The sequence below is a fragment of the candidate division WOR-3 bacterium genome (assembly GCA_011052815.1).
Taxonomy (GTDB): Bacteria; Hydrothermota; Tepidihabitantia; order SM23-42; family SM23-42; genus DRIG01.
The window spans coordinates 14,274-37,549 of the sequence record DRIG01000048.1; the positions used below are offsets into that span (position 1 = coordinate 14,274).

A 23,276-nucleotide genomic window follows, 5' to 3' on the forward strand; every position below is an offset into this window, starting at 1 on the left:
CTAAACCATAAGACCAATTTGGTCATTTGGTTCGATTCGTGGAAAAAAATTTTATCTTTTATCTATTCCACTAAACAAAATTCCTAATAAGCCACTAATACTTTGGTTAGTATTTAACATCCTGCTTTCGGCAATCAGAGGATGTTCTAATCCTTTTAAGGCAACAACAATCATACATGCAGTCAATTTTAAATCGTTTATCACAAAAGCGCCTTGATCAACGCCATTTTTCAAAATTTTCGTAACCGTATCGATTTCATGCTTAAGATATTTCTTCCTCATCTTTTCAATAAAGACAAAATGATCGAGATGTTCATCCCGGAGTGCATTGTAGAAATTCGGTAAATCCTCGAGAACCCGCATTCTTGTAATAACATAACTAAACAATTTCTTTTTGGGGTCATCCTGCAGATTAATCACTTTTTTTATTTCCTCTTTCAATACCTGACTTTCTTTTTCCACGACAGTCTGGAAAATTTCTTCTTTACTTTTGAAGTATTGGTATATTGTGCTTTTTACCTTATGCGCGGCTCTAGCTATATCATGTACAGTTGTTTTCTTATAACCAAATTTGGCAAAAATATCTTGAGCAACTTTGATAATAACAAATCGGGTATCTTTTAATGCTATATTCTTCACAGCATCCAAATTCGAACTAAATGACCTTTTTGGTTTCATCGTATTGTATTATACTCATTATCTGCAAAATGTCAAGAGGTTAATTTTTCATTTATTTTCAATGCTTCGCGGGATTCGTCCCGGCAAAGTATTGCTAAATAATAATTCGCTGTCGTTCGTGCAATTTGCGTTTAAAATATGCGGCTGAGCAGATCATATGCTTCACGGCAATACTCCTTGATTTGAGAATAATTTTCAGAATGTATTCAGAACCCTATCACATTTTCCAGTGCTCCTTTTGCCCTTTCATTCTCTTTTAATTCATAGAAACATTTCCCTATAAGAAGTTTGCACTTTGATAGAGGTTTGTATAATTTTTATCATTGTGTACATTAATTTGGAAAAAAGATTGCTATATAAATAAGCAGCGTTACAGTAATTCTTCTTTTTGAATTCCAATTTAGTTCCACTTCAGGGAAATATTCTTGACTCTGTAGAAACACAGCTTTGAAAAAATATCCTTCGGGATTTTCAGAATAAAGTCTAATAACCTCGTCAAAATATATTTAAGCACTATCAAATTCTTTTACATAAGAAAATTTAAGCCCTGTTTGAATTAAAATTTGAATCTCCGGCGGATTGAGGTTATATACAGAAGAAAATAAAAGCTAACAAATAATTCGTAGAGAATAAATCATTTATATGACTACTTCGCTGATTTTCTTTTTTCTAATACCTTTTCAATTGCCATAATTAGAAATTCGTTAAATACTATTTTCTGTTTTTCAACCAATTTGTGAAATTTTAGATTTTTGAATTTCGCTGGTTTTTTATTTAAATAAAAGGCTAACTTGCTCTGCTTCTCGACTATATCTGCAAGATAATTTATAAAATCATCTCGTTTAAAAGCATTAAGCACTTCAGGTACAATAATATTTTTTTCGATTGTGCTTTTTGTTACACTCATTCCATTACCAATTTTAAAGGCGATGGCTACTGACTCAATAACCGGACCTGAATTTTTAACTTCAATAACAACAGGATATCTGAAAGTATTACTGAATTCATAGGGTATCTCTATTTCAAGAAATCCGCTGTGAACTACCTTATCTTTAACTGTCTGAATTGTACTAAGTAACTCAGAACCTTTTCCCTGCCAATTCGGTTCTTCTGTTGTATTATTCACACTTTTGCTATCTATAATCATACTTTAATTTTTTAAAACTCTGTGCTGAGAGTATAATACCGCCACTAAACTTTTTGTCCATGCTTGAGTACTTACCTGCGAGCTTGATTTTACCAAAGGTTAACTCAGTTCCAGCGTTCCAATTAAATTCTTTATCCGCGTGGTAGTTGAGTTGCACACCATCTAAAGGCTGAATCATTGCTCCATAATAGTAATTGAGAATATCATTAATTCCCTCGTATTCAATATCACAACTTAGTGTAAGAAACTTCTTTAAAAGTTTTATGCTGATTCCTCCGAACATATGATATCTACTACCTAATGTTGTTTTATAACCGAGAGAAAGGTCTGGACTGGGTCGACAAATAAAACCGAAGATATGACTGGAGATGCCATAGTCTTTAATGTCAAATTGATAGGCATAACCCAGTGAGAATGCGCCGGGTAATTTTAAACCAACTCCTATCTCATAATATATTATACTGTCAATTTTTGTCATTCCAAATCCCAAATTGCCCATTGACGCACCTGTTATTGTTATATCAGGATGATATGTGGAAAATGACTCGGCACCACGATGGATTCCCAAACCCGCAGGATTTGAAAAGACACTTATTGAACGCATAGATAAAGAAGTAAAATTCGCCTTATAAAAGGGATTTACAGATAACACAAAAATTAATATTTGTATCATAATTCACTCCTAATCAAATCGCTGTTCAGTTGAGAACACACTTCATCTGAAGACATAAAATAATCCTTACTTCATTATTGATACCACGATTTGTGCAACAAAAATTATGAATGAAAATACAAGACCAAGAATAGATAAGATTTTAAGAAAGGGCAAATTTGTAACGAGAAAAACAAATATCGATAGTATCATTATTCCAAATCCATCTAGAAACCAATTAATTTGATTGTTAGTCTTCTTTTCTGATTTATTAATCTGCGTTATTTGGTGATTAAAGTCAAATAATCTATTCAAATTTTCAGGCAAATCCCTAAGGATTGCCAGCATATCCTTTAACCACTTCTTCCCTTTTACAAAAGATTCTTTTATTGACACCGCGTTGATATGATTTTTAATTATAAACTTTTTTAAAGATCTAATCGTATCAAAATCCGGGTTGAGTTCTTTACCGATTGATTCAATCTGAGATATAGATTTGCCAAGATAAAGAAGGTCTTGCGGTATTCTGATATGATGAGTACGGATGGTTCTATTTATATCATGAACAAAATCAGATACGGAAATCTGAGTAAGGACTCTTCTTTCAAGTTTATCCAGAATATAAAGAATATCCTCTTTTAATGACTCGAACCCAATTCCATTTTCCACAGCGCCAATCTTTGTGAGAACTCGAACTATTGTATCTGGGTCGCGATCAACAACACCAACAAGGAGGTTGGAAATTTGTTCTTTCAAACGATGGTTAATCCTTCCCACCATGCCAAAGTCAATTAGGGTGATTACATTACCTTCTTTCACAAAAATATTGCCTGGATGTGGGTCCGCATGGAAAAAGCCATCTATAAAGATTTGTTTCAGGAATATATCAGCACCATTTTCTGCAACAATTTTAGGATCAATTCCTTTTTTTTGCATTGTTTTTATATCGCTTATTTTAATACCATCAATATATTCTTGAATCAGAATTTTACGCGTAGAAATGTCCCGATATATTTGAGGAATATAAATCCGTTTATCTTCACGAAAATTTTCCCTAAATTTCTCAGCATTATTCGCCTCGTTTAGGAAATCCAATTCCCGTCGGATAGTTCGTGCGAATGTATCAATTAACTTTTCGGGTTCTCCTTGTTTTATTGCGGGAATATTCTTTTCAACCACCCTTGAAATCATCTTCAAAATTTCAATATCGGTCTCGATCATCTGCTCGATCTTTGGTCTTCTTACCTTAACAATAACCGGTATACCTTTATACTTTGCAAGATAAACCTGAGCAATGGAAGCCGAACCAACTGGTTCTTTTTTGAATTCATCAAAAAAAGTCCCGATCGGTCCAATCTCTGATTCAATAACCTTCCTTATTTCTGAAAATGGTTCTGGTTTTACTTTATCCTGAAGTTTTGCTAATTCATTGGTAAACTCTTCGGGTAAAAAATCACCCCTTGTTGATGCAATTTGACCAATTTTGATAAACGTGGGACCTAATTCTTCTAATGCAAGCCTTAATCTCTGAGCTAAAGGACGGAATACTATTCTTTTTTTACCCAGTCCGAGCCGAGCAAGTAAAAAGGCTGGATGGAGTGTTTTTATATACTCTCCAAAACCATATTTGAGCAATACTCGACTGACCTGGACATAACGGCCAAAGTGCTTAATAGGATTTGAAGTAACAAACATTCTTTTTTATTTATCGCAACGCCTTTAGCGTAATTTTGCTTTTTCTAAAAGTTTCTCAATCTTTTTATTCAATTCATCAAGTTGACTTTTAGTGGCAAGATTTGCCTTCTCTATTATCCTTACTGCTAAATCTTCTGCTTTCTCAGAAGCAACATCCAGTTTCTTCCAATGCCTTTTCAGAAATTCACTTTTACTCTTTGCTGCCTCACCTTCTTTTATCAAATTCTTATACACCTTCAGCAATTTCTTTTTACCTAATGAAGCAATCCCCAATCCTGCCAAAAGCCCATTTTTTATTCTTTCTGCCATTTTTCACCTCCTTATTTAAAACATGAAAAAGGTAACTTTGTGTATTCAGCTACCTTAAAAACTATAATTGACCTTGAGATAAACTTCGTCACTTTCTTTTACCCTACCAAATGTTGTGTTATCTGTTCCGTCTATTAACATTATCCCGATTTTGATTTCAGTATTATCTATAGGATAATATCCAATTTCAGGTGAAAATATATAGGCATAATTGTTTTTAAAATCGCTGAAGTCTTCGATTTCTGCACCTCCACCGGTAGTGATTTTTAGTTCCTCATTAAAAAATTTCTTCTCGATACTAAAGATAAAGTAGTCCGCTAAATTACCTTCTCCTCTTTCATGAACAAAACCGTGCAAATACTGTCCGTTTATGTATATCCCATTCTTGAAAGTATAATCTGCACCAATTACATATTTCACATAAGGATCGTCAGCTAAGGCAATTGAGTCTTGAATACCCATTCCTAAGGCAGAGAGGTCAATAACCATTTCAATCTCCTTCGGGAAGAAGACCGCGGCCTCAGCCCATATTCCAATATCTATAATTGAACCTGCCATATCCATACCCAGAATATGCATTCTTGGAAAAACGAGTTCGCTATGTATATCAACCTCTCCTGGAACCGAAGTAGGCGTGAAGACAATCTTATTAGCCAAAGGTAGATAATCCCGGCCATAGACATAACTGAAAGAAAAGTCAAAGCCAAAAATCTTGTTTGCAGCTTTGATCCCGACGGTTGAACTCTCTTCAGGGTTGTACGCTGGCATAGTAATCGAATCAGTCAGATTTCTCAAGGTTAATCCATCAGGAAGCCCCATAGGCGGTGATAAAACAGCAGACCAATCTCCTCGTGGCAATACTGCAGGTGTAAATATTGGAACATAAACGCCGGTAAAAGTGAAATCACCCAAGTAATAGGAACCTTTTATTCCATCAGCCCCCAGATGTCTACCGAAATCCCAGATGTCTTCAAGATCAGGCGGATTCAGGTTATCTGTCGGATTAAATTTATCTGCAGTGCCCCAGGCAATGCGCTGTTTTCCTATACGAAGATCAAAGTTATCAGAAATAAAGCCGTAAAGGTCAAGATACGCTTCTCTAAAAGCCAAATTCCAGGGCGAAATTTTATCTTTATTTAATAAATCAGAACTACTTTGCACTATAGGAAAACCCCATGACCTGAGCCAAACTTCACTGTACAGTTTTACCTTTTCAAAAAGCTTTAGTTTAAGTTCCAAGTTAAGCCGACATTCCTGCCAGGAAAATTCATAATCTCTGTTCAACCCGAGACGATTGTCGACATGCAGATACCCGTTCCACTCAACACCGTATCCCTGTCCGTAAGACAATACGGCTGAAATCAATAATAAGCATAAAACAACAACGGCACTCTGTTTTTTGTCCATCTTTACCTCCTTATTATGAAAAAATCAACGCATTAAATATCTTTCCGTAAAGAGATCATCCTTCAACTCCGTGTCGAATTCCACCTCTTCCAGGATCATTCTGGTTTTGTGCTTCGCTTTCAGATCATACATCTCGGATTCTTCGGCGACCCAATATCCTTTGATCTGTTTTATCTTGGTCCGTGTCATAATCTTTCTTAAACTGCCTTTTTTGTCGTAATATTCGATTCTCGTCACGAAGAAATTGTCAGGATCAACCCAGATCTTCAATTTCGAATATTTGGTTTCTGTCCCCTCTTTCGGCAAAAGCTGCAGAACAAATGACTCTCCGTTGTTCTCTACCAATTCAGGATTCCATTTCTCGGTATACCGCCCCGCCTCCATATCCTCATAGGTGAAATCAGTCCCGGCGAATTTATTATTTCTCACATGAGAAGCAATCCGCCTTACCTTTTCATAGGCGGGAAGATATAAGTACATAACTCCGTCCGGCAGAGACAAAAAGGCGATTCCCTTCTGGTCTGCCGGAGAAAGAAATTTCGCCAGACGTTTTTCGCTTCCTTTTTGATAGATGCGGATGGAACGCGTTTTTTCATTCCCGTCTTTATCAATAAGGAGCAACTTCATCAAAAGCTTCTGATCCTTAGGGCTGAATAATGTATCATCAACTTTCTTGAGAATTTCCACGGCGGAAGGCGTTTCAACATCCGCCCGGATGTAATTAAAGGGATTTATCAAAAAAATCCATAGAAATCCCAGTATCAATCTTCTTTTCATCTTTCTCTCCTTTCTTTGATGAAATGAATCCGGCTCAGGACGATCACCGCAGGGATAATAACAACGGCGCCGAATCCTGAACCGAGCATTGTAACGGCGATGAGCACTCCGAATCTCTGCAGGGGGATGAGATTTGCAAAAAGCAGAACCAGAAAACCGATTGTTACTGTTAAGACGTTTATGACGATCGCCTTCCCCGTGGTCTGCAGAGTTTTGAGCACGGCGGCGTTGACTTCTTTTTTCTTACGGAATTCGAGTCGGTAGCGTGCCAAAAAATGTATGGAATAATCAACACCTATTCCGATACAGATGCTGCCGACGAGCACCGTCGCGATATCAAGAGGGATATTGAAATATCCCATGGCGCCGAATACCACGGAAAGAGAAAATCCGATCGGAATAAGACCGATCAGTCCTCCGCTGAGAGATCGAAGTAAAAACAACAGAAGAATGAATATTGAAATAGCGGCGATGGCCAAACTTTGGAGCTGGCTCTTCCTGATGCTCTCATCAAGTTTAAGGTGCACCAGGGGCATACCGGTCTGCTCAAAAGAACAAAACGGACTGTTTTTTTCTTTGATATAACCGTCGAGTGCCTCGACCAATCTTTTGACCTTATGTATCTCAAGACCGCTGCCGAGTGTCGCTTGAATCACGGCTTCGGTATATTCAGGATCGACGAGCTGCGCCATTATCTCCTCACCCTCAAGAAGAAACCAAAGGTTGGTCACCTTCGCCCTGGTGTCGGGGATCTTTCTTCCTTCACCGATGACATAACTCATCTCCTCGATTAAATCCGCCACGGATTGAATGTTGTGTACTCCATCCTGGGCATCAAGAAATCTTTCCATCTCCTTCATCGCCTTCAACACTTCAGGAGATTGAATCTCACCTTTGACAAGGATCTGGATGGGCATCGACCCGCCGAACTTCTGTTTTATGACCTCCTCGCTCGACCGGATCGCGGTTCCTTTCTTGAAATAATCGAGCAGGTCGACTTCTCTCTGTATCCGCGGTATCCCGAACAGTGAAGCAACAACGAAAATAATCCCGAAGAGGATAAATGGCAGAGGTCTTTTTATAATCATTTCAGTCAATCTGTTTTTCCGGATAAGTAATTTCTGCTTTTCATCCTTCAAATGTCCCGCGGCGTCTGATCTTTTCAACACCGAAAGGGCAGCCGGAATAAACGTCACCGAAATAATAAAAGAAGAAAAAATACCGACACCGGCGAAAATGCCGAATTCCTTGATCATATTTAAATAAGAACCAAGGATAAAAGAAAGAAAACCGATGATTGTCGTTGATGCAGCAAGTGCAACAGGAAGAATCACGCTCTTGAGTCTTTCTTTATAATAATCTTCTGGGGTGACACCCGAAATCTGGTCCTGCTCACTGAGTTTGCTGATTACGTGGATACTGTATGCACTGCCCACAGCGAAAAGGATGATCGGAATGATGTTGGTTATAATGGTAAGGGGAATCTTGAGCAGAGACATCAAACCAATGGTCCAGACACAGCTCATCAGGACCGAAATAAGAGGAAACACCACCCCTCTTACGGTACGAAAACTTATAAAGAGAGCAAAGATTATTAAAAGGCCGACGAGCGGCAGAAGAAAGAGCAGATCTTTGACAACGATATTGTTTATATCGAGCATTAAGAACGGTAAACCGCCGAAATAGATCTTTTCTTTCAATTCCTTCTCTCTCACCACTTCTTTTATCGCCCGCGCTGTCTCAACCTCATCCGCATCGCCCTGAAGCCTGCAGACAATCAAAGTTGCCTGTGCATCATCAGAGACGAGCGACCCCCGATAGATATTTTTTGAAAGAACATATTTCTTCAATCTTTTCAACTCCTCAACAGTTGTCGGTAAATCGTACTCATCAATCAAGGGCCTTATCTCTATCCCTTCATCACCCGCCCGGATATCCAGGATATTACTCAAACTGGTGACCGATGATACGCCGTCGAGCAATAGAAGCTCCGACGTCAATTCACTGATCTGTTTGATCGTTTCCCGATTGAAAAGATCATCGGTCTCGATAACGACCATAGCCAAAAGATTTCCACCGTACTCTTCACCGACATAATTAAACAACCTGACTACTTCTTCGTCTTCAGGCAGGTAACTGGTAATATCCGGATTAATTCGGATATCTTTCAAAAAATATCCAAAGACCGCGGTGACGCAAAGAGTCACGACGATCACCCATTTGTTGTATTTGATAACAAAATCAACGATATACTTCATTATTTAAATCCTTTAGACCAATAGACCAAATTCGTTTTTTGGTCGATAACAGACAAAAAAATTTTATAACTGGATTATCATATAATTCCATAGAACAGAATTTCAAGTAAACTATCCGCTTTTTCCTCAAGCTCTTTGATATCTTCTTCAAACGCCCAGTGATACTCCAGTCCCTTCATCGCAGTCACAATGGCGAAAGCCGTAAGTTCAAGATCCTTTATTGAAAAGATACCCTGGTTGACTCCCAGACGCAATATTTTTTTTATCATATCAATCTCATATCGGTCATAATTTCTGCGTAATCTCTGGATAAATGCATACTGCTCAAGGTATTCGTCTTTGAAAGAGTTGTAAAAATTCGCCAGTCTTTTAAAGGCGACCATTCGCGTAACGACATAAGCACGCAACTTTCCCTGCGGCGTCTCCGCCTTATCCAGGGCGTCGTTTAATTCCTTCTTTAATATCTTCACCTCTTTTTCCACGACCGCCTGAAAGACTTCTTGTTTGCTCTTGAAATAATGGTAGAGTGAGCTCTTCGCCTTATGGGCAGCATGTGCAATATCGTCCATGGTCGTCTTTTTGAATCCGTAGCGGGCAAAGATCGACCTGGCGGCGTCAATAATCTTCTCTTTTACATTCTTCATCGAACTCTCCACCGCAATCTTTTAGACTTTTCGACCAATTTCGTCCAATGTTCCATATTGGCATTATAAGGGAAAAATCCACTTTGTCAAGGGGTAACTTTCAACTAATGACCTTCTCGATAATTCCGCCGCCGAGGACAAAGCCGTCCTGATAAAAGACCGCTGATTGTCCAGGCGCCGGTGCCCATTGGCGTCGGTTAAAGAATACCTGCACCCGTTTCTTTTCCAGGGGTTCAATCACCGCTCCGGCAGCTCTCGAGACATAGCGTACTTTGACGTTCACCTGCAATCTTTTCTTCAAACGGTCGAATGGAATAAAATTTAAATCACTGACAATCAACTCAGAACTGTATGCCTCTTTCTTCGTTCCGATAACAAGGATATTCTTCTTTGCATCGATTCCCACGACAAAATACGGATATGGACCACTGACACCGATACCCCGACGCTGGCCATAGGTGTAGAAGATCGTACCCCGATGATAACCGAGCAGGTCACCTTGCTTGTTGAGAATAGGACCGCGCTTTTCCGATAACACTTTTTTCAGATAAACACCGTATTTCTGCCCCGGAATAAAACAGATATCATGACTCTTCTTGCTCTGCTGTGACGGCAGCCCGAGATCGCCGGCGATCTTTCTCACCTTTTTCTTAGTGTAAAAGGCAAGGGGCAAAACAGTCTCTGACAACTGTCTTTGCTTGAGCCGATACAGAAAATATGACTGTTCATTTCTACCTCTCCCTTTTTTCAAAAGATAACGTCCGTCTTCTTTCACTATCCGTGCATAGTGGCCTGTCGCAATCTTTGTAAACCCGATTCTCTTCGCCTCTTTCAGAAAGAGATTAAATTTGATGTATTCATTACAGAGTACACAGGGATTGGGTGTCCTGCCGTTCTTATACTCTTTTATGAAATTGTTTATGATCTTTCTTTGAAATTCGACCGTGAAATCAAACACATAAAAAGGGATGTTGAGATGTTGAGCGACTGCCCGCGCCCTGCCTACGGTCTCACAGGGAATTCCCTCAAAAACCATGATCGCACCACCGACTTCATATCCCCGTCTCTTTAGGAGAGCCGCCGCGACCGACGAATCAACTCCTCCACTTAAAGCGACAAGCACTCTTTCCATAAACGCGAAGTCGGGCGTTAAGTCAGACCGAATACCACCGGTCTATTTGTTCTTACCCATCGGAGAAATCTTCCGAAGCTCTTTAACAATTCGGGGAAGTTCCTCAGCGACATAATCGATCTCTTGTTCAGTCGTGAACCGCCCCACAGTCAATCGCAGAGAACCATGGGCGTCTTCTGGAGAGATGCCGATCGCCAGCAGAACATGGGACGGCTCCAATGAACCTGAAGAGCATGCCGAACCCGTAGCGACCTCGATACCCACTGCATCGAGCTTCAAGAGCATTGATTCTCCTTCCACATATTTTATTATGAGGTGGCAGTTATTGGGCAACCGCTTTTCCGGATGGCCGTTCAACTTTACATCATCTATTCTGTTTAAGATTAAATTCAATAATCTATCGCGCAGAGAAGTGTATTCCTTCACCCTCTCTTCGCGTTCCGTGGTTGCAAGCTGTGCAGCTGTGGCAAGTCCCACAATTCCGGGAAGATTATGCGTGGAAGCGCGCTTCTTATATTCCTGACCTCCCCCGTGTATCAAAGGCGTTATTCTTGTTCCTTTTCGAATATATATCGCTCCCACCCCCTTGGGACCGTAGAATTTGTGGGCGGAGATTGAAAGTAAATCCACCCCCAGCTGTTCCACATCGATCTCCACGGAACCATATGATTGAACCGCATCAGTATGCAGATAAACACCTTTACTCCTGCATACGGCGCTGATCTCTTTAATGGGCTCGATGGTTCCGATTTCATTGTTCGCATGCATGATTGAAACAAGAATGGTTTTATCTGTAATCGCTTTTTTCACATCGTCGGGGTCGACCATCCCATATTTATCAACCGGCAAAAAGGTAATATCAAATCCAAGTTTCTCAAGAAAATGGCAGGGCTCAAGAACGGCATGGTGCTCGATCTTCGAGGTGATGATATGATTACCTTGATCTCTGAGTGCGAAGGCGACTCCTTTGACAGCAAGGTTATCGGATTCAGTTCCGCCGGAAGTGAAAATCACCTCTTCGGGTTTGGCTCCTATGGTCTTTGCCACCGTGATGCGTGCCTTTTCCACTGTCTTTCTGGCATCCTGTCCGATCGAATGGAGACTCGATGCATTGCCGAATCTTTCAGAGAAATACTCCTGCATTGCCTCTAAAACATCAGGATGCGTCGGAGTCGTTGCGGCATAATCAAGATATATTCTTTTCATGGTTTTATGCTCCTCTTTTAACTGAAAAAAATGTTAATCCTATAACATTATTATCTGATCAGAACAACCGGAACGACGATCTTTTCTTTATCAGTCTTTAATTCTACAAAATAAACGCCGTTCGGCAAAGCAATCTCATTGAAATCAGTACCATCCCAGGATAGATCAATTGACCGGTTGCCGACCGGGATAGAAAACTCTTTAACCAACCGACCTGAAGGATCAAAAACAGCCACGTCATGATTTATCCCACCCGGTGGTAGAGAACAAGAAATATTGAGTCGCGTGTGAAATGGATTGGGATAACAGTCCAGAATTCCTTTGACACCGTACTCTTCTGGTGACTCATCTATTCCCGTGGTAACCGTGAACCGGTAATAGGTGCTCTCAGGAGCACAAATAGGATCCGTATTCCAGATATCAACTCCGTTCGCCACACTGAAAGAATCCTCTGCCCAGATAAAATAACCGAGTGTGCAGGTCTGAGCCACCTGGGGAATCGTATAATAGTAAAGGCTGTCAACAACACTATCGTGTGCGACACCGATGAATTGTCCGCCGTCAATATTATAGAACAGAGAGTCTGCTCCGATACCCGTGGAATCGGTGATTATGGAACTCACGATAAAAGGGCCTGCAAAGGTGGTGTCGGGCCAGATTGTCGTATTGCTGAAATCAGGACAGCGTAAGTCCCAGCCCGGCACATACAGGTCGGTCAGTTTAAAGAAATTTTCAACGAGTACGAAGTTTTGATTTGCTCCGTTGGTGCTCTGGGCTGCGGCAACACCATTACCGCCGCCGAATCTTCCCGGTACCACCCATTCATAAATCCAGCGGATCTCCTGGGAACCGAAGTTGTCACTGAAACCCATGGAATCCTGAATTACAAGACAGGGCCAGAATTGATCGCCGCTGAAAGGTACCTTCACTTTGCCCATCGCCACAACCCGTTTGTGATGTGTCTCATTTGCAGAATACGGTAACCCGGGATAAACTTCATAGGTCCAGGTCCAGGCGGTCAGCCAACTTGCACCGTCATAAATGGGATAGACATAACAGTTGTAATCGGGCCGATAATTGCCGATAAATCTAAAACCCCCCTGTTCCATATCGATTCCTTGGACATAAAAAAAGTAAGTGGTATCTGATAAATAAGACCAGACCACCTCGCCGGAACCCATTGTGTCGAGCTCCACAATCTTCGCATCAGGAAAGGTATCCGGTGCCGGTGGAATTCCCTGGTTCGGTGCCAGAAGGTGAACGCGTGCCGTGTTGCCGCCCGGATAATCGGTCAAATCCCACCACAGTCGTGTTGTATCAAAAGGCTCCCACTGAAAGATATCCGTATTCTGATCATATCTCGCCCACTGTCCGATCACAAAAGGAACATCATCCCGCTCAATGTATACCTCGGGTTGTGCAAACAGAACCATCATTAAAGCCGTAAAAAAAATTCCACAAACGATTTTTGAATTCATATTACCTCCTTGATTAATTATAAGAAAAAATACGATATTAGTCAAGTTCTTTAACATCTGATTCCTCTCCACTTTTTTCGTTTTTATTTAAAGACTCTTCTTCTCCGTCATTCCTTCGTTACACTCAGGACAACGTCTGAGTTTACCTTCTTTCTCTGTCATTCTGAGTGAAACGAAGAATCTTTATCAGTCATTAGTCATTGAGATTCTTCAGTCGTCTGCTTGGGGCAAACTCCTTCAGAATGACAAAAGAGCGGGAGAGGGATCAGCTTTAACATCGGTCGTCAAGCACCCCTTGACATTTTTAAAATTTATGATACTATATACCATGAAATTTCCCAAAGGGAGAGTGATCTTAGAGAACACGCGTTTGGAATTCATCAATCTCGACAATGTTCTCAGTGCCTCGAAGAGAGAACGAGCGCACCGGATTTCCGGTTATATCTCCATTATCTATCCTGACGCAGTGGAACTGATCTTTCTGAAACAGGGAGAGCCGTTCAATGCCGCAAGAGTGACTCAAAAGGAACGAAAAATAATACCGATAAGTGAAGTCATCGAAAAGGCGAAAAAAGCGACGTCCGGCATCCTCTCTGAGTATGCAACCGATGAACTTCTTGTGAATCTGATCATCTCCTCGATCGTTCTCGAACCGATAAAGGCGAATGTTGATTTCACACACCTCCAGCCCAAGATATTCATAGACAAACTCAAGACTACAAAATTCTCGGGTTTTATCTGGATAAAAGCAGGGGTCGAAGAATCCTTTATCCATTTTGACACCGGCAAGGTCACTGGATGCTATGTCGCCGGCAGCAATAAAAAACTGAAAGACAATGACGTCATCACATTCCTGATGAAGCCCAATATTAAACTTTCTATATTCGATCATGTTGAAGATACCTCCATAACCCAGGCGACCCCTGCTCAGGTCGAGATGTTCTGTAAGATCTTCTCTTCATTACTGAAGAACTATGCTCACCCCATCGGTGAAACACTTGTATTAAAAACTTTTATGATTTCAAAAGCCACGGCGCAGAAAGAATTTCCGTTCATCGAGCAATTCAAGCTCGAAAAGGATTTAAAACTCAAAGGAAAATTGGTCGTCGAACCAAAACTTTTTGCCCAGGGGATGGCACGCTGGTTCGACCTTATCTATGAATCTTTCTCTACATTTCTGGGTAAAGAAAGTGAAGTGATAGCAAAAAAGGTTTTGAATGACTACCGTTTCGCATTAAAATCATTGAACTTTTTTAACTACACCAAGATAAAGCTTTAATGCCCCTTTTTATCGTGGCAACGCCGATCGGCAATCTTGACGACATCACTTTCCGGGCTGTTAAAATCCTCAGTGAAGTGGAATTTATCGCCTGTGAAGACACCCGACGAGCCAGTATTTTACTAAAAAAATACAACATTCACAAAAAACTTATTTCTTATTATGAACAGAATGAAAAAAGAAGATTGCCTGAGCTAATTAATTTATTAAAAGAAGGCAACGACATCGCCCTGATCTGTAATGCCGGTACGCCTCTGCTTTCTGACCCCGGCTATCTCCTTGTCAGAGAGTCCCTGGCGAACAACATAAGGGTAATTCCGATACCGGGTCCTTCAGCGATTATCACATCCTTGAGCGTATCAGGCTTACCGGTTCACAACTTTGTCTTTGAAGGATTTTTACCGAAAAAACCCGGCCGTCGGGCAAAAGCATTAGCTGCATTAAAGGCTGAAAAAAGGACTATTATTTTATTTGAATCACCAACTCGCGTGAAGAAATTATTGAAAGAAATATTAGAAACAATGGGTGACCGCCGTATTGCGCTGTGCCATGAATTGACAAAATACCACGAAAAAGTTCACCACGGAAAGATAAGTAATGTCCTGAAGAACATCAAAAAGCCGAAAGGCGAATACACGATTGTCCTTGAAGGAAGCAATGGGAAAGATTAAAGACCTGGGACGAAGATTTTTCGTGAAACCGATTGTAAGAACGCTCATAAAATTGAAGATCCATCCCAATGTGATCACGGCAGTCAGTCTTATCTGGGCGGTGGTTGCTTTCATCTTTTACCGACGGGGCATCTTCTGGGCCGGAGCCGTCTTTCTCTTTCTCTGCGGTATATTCGACACGTTTGACGGAGAAATCGCTCGTCAAACAAAAAAGGTGACAAAACTCGGCGGATTTTTGGATTCGACAGTGGACCGCATAAATGAATTCATAGTCTATCTCGGCTTGTTCTGTTATTACTATAACCGTGAACCGTATGTTCTCTTCTGGGTATTCCTCGCGATGTTCGGTTCCATGATGGTCAGTTATACCAGGGCACGCGGTGAAGGACTCGGAATCTCACCTCAGGTGGGTATCTTTGAACGGTTCATCCGGTTTCTGCTCTTGATCATCGGCTCGGTACTGGGAGATCAATTTATGATATATGTATTGGTGATTCTCACCTTCGGAACCGCGCAAACAATGATACAGAGAATCATCTTCACCAGAAAACAGTCTTTAAAGAATTGAGAGCGAAACAGATTTCTGTTCAGAAAGATATCACAAAAGAAAGGATTCTGCTTGTAGGAGTAGCCAAATCCCAAAAAGAACGGTGGCGCGTCATTCAATCACTCGAAGAACTCGCCAATCTCACGCTCACCGCAGGTGGGAAAATAATTGAAAGTTTTATCCAGATCAAAAAACGCTTTGACCCCGCCACTTTAATCGGCATCGGAAAAGTAAAAGAACTGGCGCACATCAGCAATAACTTCGACATCGATTTAATCATCTTCGATATTGAATTGACTGCAGCGCAGATAAGAAACATTGAAAACATCACCGGAGTCCGCATAATCGACAGAACGATGTTGATTCTTGATATCTTCGCCAAACACGCCCGCACCAAAGAAGCAAAATTACAGGTGGAATTAGCCCAGCTGGAATACCGTCTGCCGCGTCTTGTCGGAATGGGGCTCGAATATTCAAGATTGGGAGGAGGGATTGGAACACGAGGGCCCGGTGAGAAGAAGCTGGAAGTGGACCGACGGAGAATTCAACAACGTATTTCAACATTGAAAAACGCCCTGAAGAAGATTGAAAGAATCAAAAAGATCCAGCGCAAGGGGCGGAAAGGCCTGCCGAAGATCGCGGTGGTGGGTTATACCAACGCCGGAAAATCGTCCCTTGTCAACGCCCTGACCAAGGCGAAGTTGAAAATTTCCGAACATCTCTTCTCAACCCTTGACTCCAATACTTCAATCCTTTTCGTCCCCCCGAAATACAAGATGTTGATAAGCGATACTGTGGGTTTTCTGAAAAATCTTCCGCATAATCTCATCGCGTCGTTCCATGCCACACTGGCGGAAGTGCTTGAAGCCGACATTCTCATCCATGTCGTCGATTCGACGGCTGAAGATATTGATGCAAAAATCGCAACGGTCGACGACGTGCTGGAAAAACTCGGTTCTCATAGAACACCGAAGGTCGTGGTGTTGAACAAAATCGATCGATTATTTGAAGAAGAAAAAGAACGCTTCAAACAGAAATACCCGAATGCTTTCTTCGTCTCGGCAAAAGAAGGGCTGGGTCTCACCCCTTTAAAGGACTATCTGAAAAACTATTTTTTCAGGACCACTTGACCCCTGATGATTTTCTGTTATAATAAGTCGTGAACAACCGTTTTGATGAAATTATAGGACAGGACACCGCCAAAAGATTCGTCTCCACCGCCGTTAAAAAAGATAACTTATATAATTTTCTCTTTACCGGGCCCAGAGGTGTGGGCAAACGGGTTTTCGGTTTCGCACTTGCGAAGATCCTCCACTGTCCACCCGGCTCTCCTGGTTTCACCCTGATCGTTCCCATTCCTTCGAAAATAAAAAATAAAGAAGAAAAAATTCAGGAATACACAAATCGTTACCTGCCGGAAAATCCCGTAGTGGAATTTGAAGACCGTGCGGCGATACTCATTGAACAGATACGCAATCTCATCATGAAACTGATGCATATGCCTCAAAAAGGCTCCAGGCGGGTCGTTCTGATTCTTGAAGCGGATAAAATGACTGATGCCGCGGCAAACTGTTTTTTAAAAACCCTGGAGGAACCACCCCTTGATACCTTCTTTATTTTAACATCGTCGCGCCCTAATTTTTTACTGCCGACGATCCGCTCACGCTGCAGAAAGATACCTTTCGGCTATCTGAGCAACGAACAGATAAAAAACATCATCTTCGGCGAAGAAGATAATTTTCTGCTCGGCAGTCCCGGAGAAATTCTCGCTCTTCAGCTGAACGATTCCATTGACTACGCCTTCTCGATTCTGAAAAAAACACCTTTGAGTGAGAAAACAGCCGCGGCGGCGGCGAGGGAATACGAAGGAAAGAAAATTATAGACTTACTCTATCCTCTGCTTCTTTTCTATCGTCTTGTCCTCTACAGGAAATTCAATCTGTCGCTCAACACCCCCTATGAAAAGATAATCAAGAAAAAAGCAGAGAGTCTTTCCGTGAAAACCATTATAGAAACATTGCTGATGTTGAACAACAGCATCAACGCCCTGGAGCATAATCCCAATCAACTGCTCCATCTCTTTTCAATCTTTTCAAAACTGCCTTGATGGACGATTACGGCAAAAGATTCATCTGTGACGGGATGCTCGGGAAATTATGTAAATTGATGAGGATGTGCGGAATCGACACGGCGTACTCCAACAGAGGCAGGTCGATAATAATTGAGGCAAAAAGAGATAATCGGATAGTATTGACAAAAAACACCCTTTTGAAAAATAAAAATGGAGTACACTTTCTGGAATCAACCGATCCTGCGGTCCAATTGAAAAATATCCTTATATATTATTCTCTGCGGAACGAAATTAAATTGTTCAGCCGATGTATCGAATGCAACTGCAGACTGCAGGTTGTCGACAAAGAAACAGTTAAAGACAAAATTCCTTACTTTACCTATAAAAACTTCAAAGAATTCGCGCAATGCCCTCAATGCCGAAAGGTCTACTGGAAAGGAAGCCATTATAAAAATATGAAGAAAAAAGTCGATGAAATCATCGGTGGGCTTTAATTTGAACTCCCAGAAAAAATATATCAAAAAGATAGGGCTCGCCGCTTCGGTGATCATCATGACAGCCGCAGTGAACTGCTTTCCATATCTCAAAAGTATAAGAAAAAATGTTCTGGTAAGAATAGCTGTTGTATGTAGAGCGGACAGTGTCCGGATCAGCGGGTTCAAAGGAAAAAGATTCTGTAAAAACTACACTGTATTTCCAAACAGTAAACTGCCGCTCTATTTTTCCGCCGGAGACGACGCGGTCGTGGTCAATGGCAAAAGATATCGAGGTGCAGTTGAAGTCGAAGAAATAGGCGGTAAACTCTGGGTGAGGAATATCGTAAATATTGAAGATTATCTAAAAGGAGTTGTTCCCTGTGAGATAGGAAAGATCTTCAGTAAAACGATTGAAGCGGCAAAGGCACAGGCTGTGGCGGCGCGAACCTATGCCTATGCACATCTTGGACAGCATGAGGAACTGGGATTCGATCTCTACGCGACGGTCCAGGACCAGGTCTACAACGGAATTTCTTGTGAAAGCGATTTCACCACCCTTGCGGTGGAACAAACAAAAGGACAAATTCTGGTATATCACAACAGGCCCATTGAGGCGAAATATCATTCGACATGCGGCGGAAGAACCGCGGACTTCAATGATGCCTGGCCCGGTACACCTCCGCCTTATCTGCAAAGTGTAAAATGCCCATACTGCAAAAAAAGTCCCCATTATGCCTGGCAAAAAATATTCACCAGGAAAGAGTTTTTCATTCACCTGAGAAACGGGCTGAAAAAGATCAGCAGGGACATTCCGGATGACGAATTGATCAAGAAACTGCTCTTTGTGAAGAACAAGAGAAGTAAACGTGTAAAGAGAATGATTATCCTTACAGAAAAAAACAAATATACCATTCCGGGATATGAAATCCGACGGGTTTTCGGAGATGATCATGATCCCGGCGGTTTATTAAAATCAAATTTCATAGAATTGAAGAGCAGAGGAGACAGTATAATAATCGAAGGAAAGGGATTCGGTCACGGCGTGGGGATGTGCCAATTCGGTGCCCTTGAAATGGCTGAACAAGGAAAAACTTACCGGGAAATACTCTATCACTACTTTCCGGGAACGAAGATCATCAAGATAAGATAATAGCTACTCAGTATCCTTTCAAATTACCTCTTGACAAATAAAAAATATTGAATAAAATTGTTAAAATATGAAAAAGGAGGAATGATGAAGAAGTTTCTGGTACTTTTAGGAATCATAGTGCTTTTTGTTGCATGTGACTATGCAAAGGAGTCGACTGAATTATACCCCGATGTAGAAATAACCTATATGAATCCAATAGGCTGGTATACCTCAGATGGTGATACGGTAGTTGCCGCAACCATTGAACAGATAAACTTTGTCCCGGAGAACTCAGTGGACTGCTATTTAACAAAAGTAATCTGGGAATATTACGATGAAGGAAACAATATCTTCTATGGTCCAGAAGAAATGGCGCTCTATCTGAAAATCGAAGGTAAAGTCGATGAAGAAAGTTGTTCCGACACCTTCTATATCTATAATCTACAATTACCCCTGGCGCCGGTGTGGTATCATCTTGATGCTGGTCAATCAGCTGAAGCAAGATTACATTTTGTCTTTGTGGATGAATATTGGGGAAGCAGAACTGATACTGTAACCGCATGGTTCGGATTCTACATGTGGCCTGACTCAACAGGTGCAATCGTTCCTGAACAAATTCACTAAAAAAATTCATCAGAAAAAGGAAAGATAAAAATTAAAGGGCTGCTTGAAGCAGCCCTTTTTATTTTTGGAAAGGTCTAAGCGGCATGAAACATCTTCTTTAATGCCTTCTCCAGGATATCCAGACCCGTCTGCATCTCATCCTCATTAATAACCAGGGACGGAATCAACCTGACCGCTGATTCACCCGCTCCCAACAGCAGCAATCCCTGTTTGAACGCCTCATAGACAACTGCATTACGCTTATCTGTAACCGGGGTTCTGGTATCTTTATCAGCGACAAGTTCTATGCCGATCATCAGTCCTTTGCCGCGCACCTCACCGATGAAATCATATCTTTTTTCCAATTCTTTAAGCCGCTGCATTGCAAGCAAACCGATGCGGTGTGCGTTCTCAATCAAACCGTTCTCCAAAAGTTCGATCGTCTTCAACGCCGCTGCGCAGGAAACAGGGTTTCCGCCGAAAGTGGAACCGTGGGACCCGGGCTGCCAGTCCATAATCCCGGCATTCGCCACACAGGCGCCGAGTGGCAGTCCTGAGGCGATTCCTTTAGCAATACAATAAACATCCGCTTTGGTGTTGAAGTGCTCGATAGCAAACATCCGGCCTGTCCTGCCCATACCCGCCTGCACCTCGTCATCGACGAGGAGAATATCGTATTTCCTGCACAGTTTTCTTATGGCCGGGATGAATCCACCCGGCGGCACGATATATCCTCCTTCTCCCTGAATCGGTTCAAGAAAGAGGGCGGCGACTTCTTCGGCTGGTATGATTTTTTTGAAAACGACATCTTCTATATATTTTACACACTCCAGATTACAGGAAGGATACTTGGAGTGAAAAGGACACCGAAAACAATAGGCATAAGGAATATGAGTCACTTCCGGCAACAGCGGAGCAAAGAATTTTCTCTGGATTGATTTTGAACAGGTCAGGGATAAAGCGCCGAAGGTCCTGCCGTGAAAAGCACCGGTGAAAGCAACGTATCTGGGCCTTCTGGTATGATAACGGGTGAGCTTCATCGCACACTCGACCGCCTCGGCACCCGAGTTACAGAAAAAGACTTTTTTATTCTTGGCTCCGGGAACTATCTCGGCAAGTTTTTCCGCCAGGGCGGTTTGAACAGAATAATAAAAGTCAGTGCCTGACATATGGATAAACTTTTCCGCCTGTTTCTTGATGACCTCGGTTATCAACGGATTACCGTGACCTGAAGCAAGAACTCCGATGCCTGATGTGAAATCAAGAAAAAGATTACCGTCCACATCAGTAACCCAGACTCCGTCCCCACGCTCAATGACGAGCGGGTAACCCCGCGTATAAGACGGCGATACGTACCTGCTGTCTCGACGTAGCACATCTTTTGCTTTTGGACCGGGTAATTTGGTCTTTATTTTAGGTCTCTTCATATTATTTTTTCTCTCCGTCTTTCCTTCAAACTAATCCCAGGTGTCGATCTGTGCCTTCTGCAGTGTTCCTGAATAGTCGATATAGATTGATTTTATTTCAGTGAATATCTCATAAGCTGTCCAGCCGCCTTCCCGATGGCCGTTACCCGTGTTCTTCATGCCGCCGAACGGCAGATGGCACTCCGCACCTATTGTCGGCGCATTAATATACACAATTCCGGTTTCCGCGAGCTCAATCGCCTTGTGCGCCTTTCTTAAATCATTGGTATATATGCTCGATGACAGACCATAAACAGTTCCGTTGAGTATCTCCATGGCATTTTCGAAATTCTTTGCTTTGATTACCGAAAGTACAGGACCGAATATTTCTTCCTGTGCTATCCTCATTGTGGGCAGGACGTCGATGAAGATCGTCGGTTTATAAAACCAGCCTTTGGCGCACTCTCCCTCGTTATAGCTCTCACCTCCGGTAATAAGTTTTGCTCCCTCTTTCTTGCCAATTTCGACATAAGAGTGAATACTGTCACGCTGAGACTCACTGACCACCGGACCGACATCAACCTCTTCATTCAAACCGTTGCCTAGTTTCAAAGACTCTGCTTTATGTTTCAACATCTCTATGAATTTATCATAGATCGGCTCTTCAAGGATCAATCGGGACGTCGCGGTGCAGCGCTGTCCTGTAGTACCAAAAGCACCCCATAAGACACCTTCAAGGGCGAGTTCTAAATCCGCATCCTGTAATACAACCTGACCGTTCTTACCGCCCAGTTCAAGTGAACATCGCTTTAATGTCTTGCCGCATACCTCACCGATTCTCCTGCCGATCTCCGAAGATCCGGTAAAAGAAATTCCCACGATCTCTTTATGATTCAAAAGAGCCTCTCCGATTTCACCACCACCACCGTAAACCACATTGAGTACACCATCGGGAACACCTGCTTCCTGTAAAATCTCAGCAAGTTCTCCGACACACGCCGGCGTATATGTCGCAGGTTTGATCACCGCGGTATTTCCACTCAGGATGCAGGGAAAAATCTTCCAGGATGGTATCGCAATAGGGAAATTCCAGGGCGTAATCAACCCCCAAACCCCCATCGGCTCACGCTTTGTGATGCAGGATTTATCTGATAATTCCGAAGGTAATGTATACCCGAAGTATTTCCTTCCCTGAACCGAAGCGTAGAGTGCCGTATCGATTCCTTCCTGAGTGTCGCCGCGTGTCTCTTTGATCACCTTGCCCATTTCACGGGTCATAAGCTGAGAAAGTTCTTCTTTCTTTTCGATCATCTTTTCAGCAACACGCCGCATGATTTCAGAACGCTTGGGCCAGGGTACGGCACGCCATTTTTTATATGCCTTCTTCGCCGCTTCAACTGCCATATTAAGATCTTCCACATTGGATTTAGGAAATAGACCGATAACCTCATCCCAATTGGCTGGATTCCGATTCTCAAATGTCCTGCCTGAACTGGAATCGACTAATTTACCATTAATAAAATTTTTATATGTTTTCATAAAGCCTCCTTTTTATGAATTCTATAAGATATTACATAGAACGCACTCAGCCGATTTCTTCTCTTCTTCTCTCCGGTCTTGAGTACCATTATAGCTATTTTTCAGAGTAAGTCAACGACTTTCAAAACTGGGTCCTCTCCACTTTTTTATCATCCCTCCGCCCGCTCTTTTG

22 protein-coding genes are annotated in these 23,276 nt (G+C 41.9%); 8 read left to right on the plus strand and 14 right to left on the minus strand.

The window, feature by feature from the left end; all coding sequences use genetic code 11:
• Positions 1-51 precede the first annotated feature (51 nt).
• The 12 genes from ENI34_04540 to ENI34_04595 all read right to left on the minus strand — a co-directional run bounded on the left by ENI34_04540 (position 52) and on the right by ENI34_04595 (position 13,440).
• Positions 52-678 (minus strand): TetR/AcrR family transcriptional regulator, encoded by a 627-nt coding sequence (locus ENI34_04540; GenBank protein HEC78395.1) that lies wholly within the window; start codon positions 676-678, stop codon positions 52-54.
• A gap of 646 nt (positions 679-1,324) precedes the next feature.
• Positions 1,325-1,825, minus strand: a complete 501-nt coding sequence (locus ENI34_04545; GenBank protein ID HEC78396.1) for a hypothetical protein — start codon at positions 1,823-1,825, stop codon at positions 1,325-1,327.
• On the minus strand, positions 1,812-2,498 hold the full coding sequence (locus tag ENI34_04550; GenBank protein ID HEC78397.1) for a hypothetical protein: 687 nt from the start codon (positions 2,496-2,498) through the stop codon (positions 1,812-1,814). The genes ENI34_04545 and ENI34_04550 overlap by 14 nt, the downstream gene beginning before the upstream one ends.
• A gap of 66 nt (positions 2,499-2,564) precedes the next feature.
• On the minus strand, positions 2,565-4,172 hold the full coding sequence (locus ENI34_04555) for an AarF/ABC1/UbiB kinase family protein (GenBank protein HEC78398.1): 1,608 nt from the start codon (positions 4,170-4,172) through the stop codon (positions 2,565-2,567).
• Positions 4,173-4,196: 24 nt separating this feature from the next.
• On the minus strand, positions 4,197-4,481 hold the full coding sequence (locus ENI34_04560) for a hypothetical protein (GenBank protein ID HEC78399.1): 285 nt from the start codon (positions 4,479-4,481) through the stop codon (positions 4,197-4,199).
• Positions 4,482-4,535: 54 nt separating this feature from the next.
• Complete coding sequence (locus ENI34_04565) at positions 4,536-5,888, minus strand: hypothetical protein (GenBank protein ID HEC78400.1); 1,353 nt, start codon at positions 5,886-5,888, stop codon at positions 4,536-4,538.
• A 24-nt stretch (positions 5,889-5,912) separates the two neighbouring features.
• Positions 5,913-6,665 (minus strand): outer membrane lipoprotein-sorting protein, encoded by a 753-nt coding sequence (locus ENI34_04570; protein ID HEC78401.1) that lies wholly within the window; start codon positions 6,663-6,665, stop codon positions 5,913-5,915.
• Positions 6,662-8,923 carry an RND family transporter gene (locus ENI34_04575; GenBank protein HEC78402.1) on the minus strand — a complete coding sequence of 754 codons (2,262 nt, stop codon included), beginning with the start codon at positions 8,921-8,923 and terminating at the stop codon, positions 6,662-6,664. Before ENI34_04575 ends, ENI34_04570 begins: the two co-directional genes overlap by 4 nt.
• Positions 8,924-9,000: 77 nt before the next feature.
• On the minus strand, positions 9,001-9,567 hold the full coding sequence (locus tag ENI34_04580; GenBank protein ID HEC78403.1) for a TetR/AcrR family transcriptional regulator: 567 nt from the start codon (positions 9,565-9,567) through the stop codon (positions 9,001-9,003).
• Between the two features lie 100 nt (positions 9,568-9,667).
• Complete coding sequence (mnmA, locus tag ENI34_04585) at positions 9,668-10,699, minus strand: tRNA 2-thiouridine(34) synthase MnmA (protein ID HEC78404.1); 1,032 nt, start codon at positions 10,697-10,699, stop codon at positions 9,668-9,670.
• 42 nt (positions 10,700-10,741) lie between these two features.
• The gene (gene nifS, locus ENI34_04590; protein ID HEC78405.1) at positions 10,742-11,905 is read right to left on the minus strand and encodes a cysteine desulfurase NifS; all 1,164 of its coding nucleotides are present in this window, start codon (positions 11,903-11,905) and stop codon (positions 10,742-10,744) included.
• Between the two features lie 50 nt (positions 11,906-11,955).
• On the minus strand, positions 11,956-13,440 hold the full coding sequence (locus ENI34_04595) for a T9SS type A sorting domain-containing protein (GenBank protein HEC78406.1): 1,485 nt from the start codon (positions 13,438-13,440) through the stop codon (positions 11,956-11,958).
• Positions 13,441-13,711: 271 nt separating this feature from the next.
• Between ENI34_04595 and ENI34_04600 the strand changes: the two genes are divergently transcribed.
• From ENI34_04600 to ENI34_04635, 8 genes are all read left to right on the plus strand, one after another.
• Positions 13,712-14,662: a hypothetical protein gene (locus ENI34_04600; protein ID HEC78407.1), complete on the plus strand. Its 951-nt coding sequence runs from the start codon at positions 13,712-13,714 to the stop codon at positions 14,660-14,662.
• Positions 14,662-15,333: a 16S rRNA (cytidine(1402)-2'-O)-methyltransferase gene (gene rsmI, locus ENI34_04605; protein HEC78408.1), complete on the plus strand. Its 672-nt coding sequence runs from the start codon at positions 14,662-14,664 to the stop codon at positions 15,331-15,333. Before ENI34_04600 ends, rsmI begins: the two co-directional genes overlap by 1 nt.
• Positions 15,320-15,901, plus strand: coding sequence for a CDP-alcohol phosphatidyltransferase family protein (locus ENI34_04610; GenBank protein HEC78409.1), 582 nt, complete (start codon positions 15,320-15,322; stop codon positions 15,899-15,901). The genes rsmI and ENI34_04610 overlap by 14 nt, the downstream gene beginning before the upstream one ends.
• Positions 15,805-17,010 (plus strand): GTPase HflX, encoded by a 1,206-nt coding sequence (gene hflX, locus ENI34_04615; protein ID HEC78410.1) that lies wholly within the window; start codon positions 15,805-15,807, stop codon positions 17,008-17,010. The genes ENI34_04610 and hflX overlap by 97 nt, the downstream gene beginning before the upstream one ends.
• Before the next feature lie 29 nt (positions 17,011-17,039).
• Positions 17,040-17,987, plus strand: a complete 948-nt coding sequence (locus ENI34_04620; GenBank protein ID HEC78411.1) for an AAA family ATPase — start codon at positions 17,040-17,042, stop codon at positions 17,985-17,987.
• Complete coding sequence (locus ENI34_04625) at positions 17,987-18,445, plus strand: hypothetical protein (protein HEC78412.1); 459 nt, start codon at positions 17,987-17,989, stop codon at positions 18,443-18,445. Before ENI34_04620 ends, ENI34_04625 begins: the two co-directional genes overlap by 1 nt.
• Positions 18,423-19,577 carry a SpoIID/LytB domain-containing protein gene (locus ENI34_04630; GenBank protein HEC78413.1) on the plus strand — a complete coding sequence of 385 codons (1,155 nt, stop codon included), beginning with the start codon at positions 18,423-18,425 and terminating at the stop codon, positions 19,575-19,577. The genes ENI34_04625 and ENI34_04630 overlap by 23 nt, the downstream gene beginning before the upstream one ends.
• Before the next feature lie 84 nt (positions 19,578-19,661).
• Positions 19,662-20,180: a hypothetical protein gene (locus tag ENI34_04635; protein ID HEC78414.1), complete on the plus strand. Its 519-nt coding sequence runs from the start codon at positions 19,662-19,664 to the stop codon at positions 20,178-20,180.
• 74 nt (positions 20,181-20,254) lie between these two features.
• On the opposite strand, the gene ENI34_04640 is transcribed toward ENI34_04635, so the two are convergent.
• Positions 20,255-21,586 (minus strand): acetyl ornithine aminotransferase family protein, encoded by a 1,332-nt coding sequence (locus tag ENI34_04640; GenBank protein HEC78415.1) that lies wholly within the window; start codon positions 21,584-21,586, stop codon positions 20,255-20,257.
• A gap of 30 nt (positions 21,587-21,616) precedes the next feature.
• Positions 21,617-23,104, minus strand: coding sequence for an aldehyde dehydrogenase family protein (locus ENI34_04645; protein ID HEC78416.1), 1,488 nt, complete (start codon positions 23,102-23,104; stop codon positions 21,617-21,619).
• Positions 23,105-23,276 lie beyond the last annotated feature (172 nt).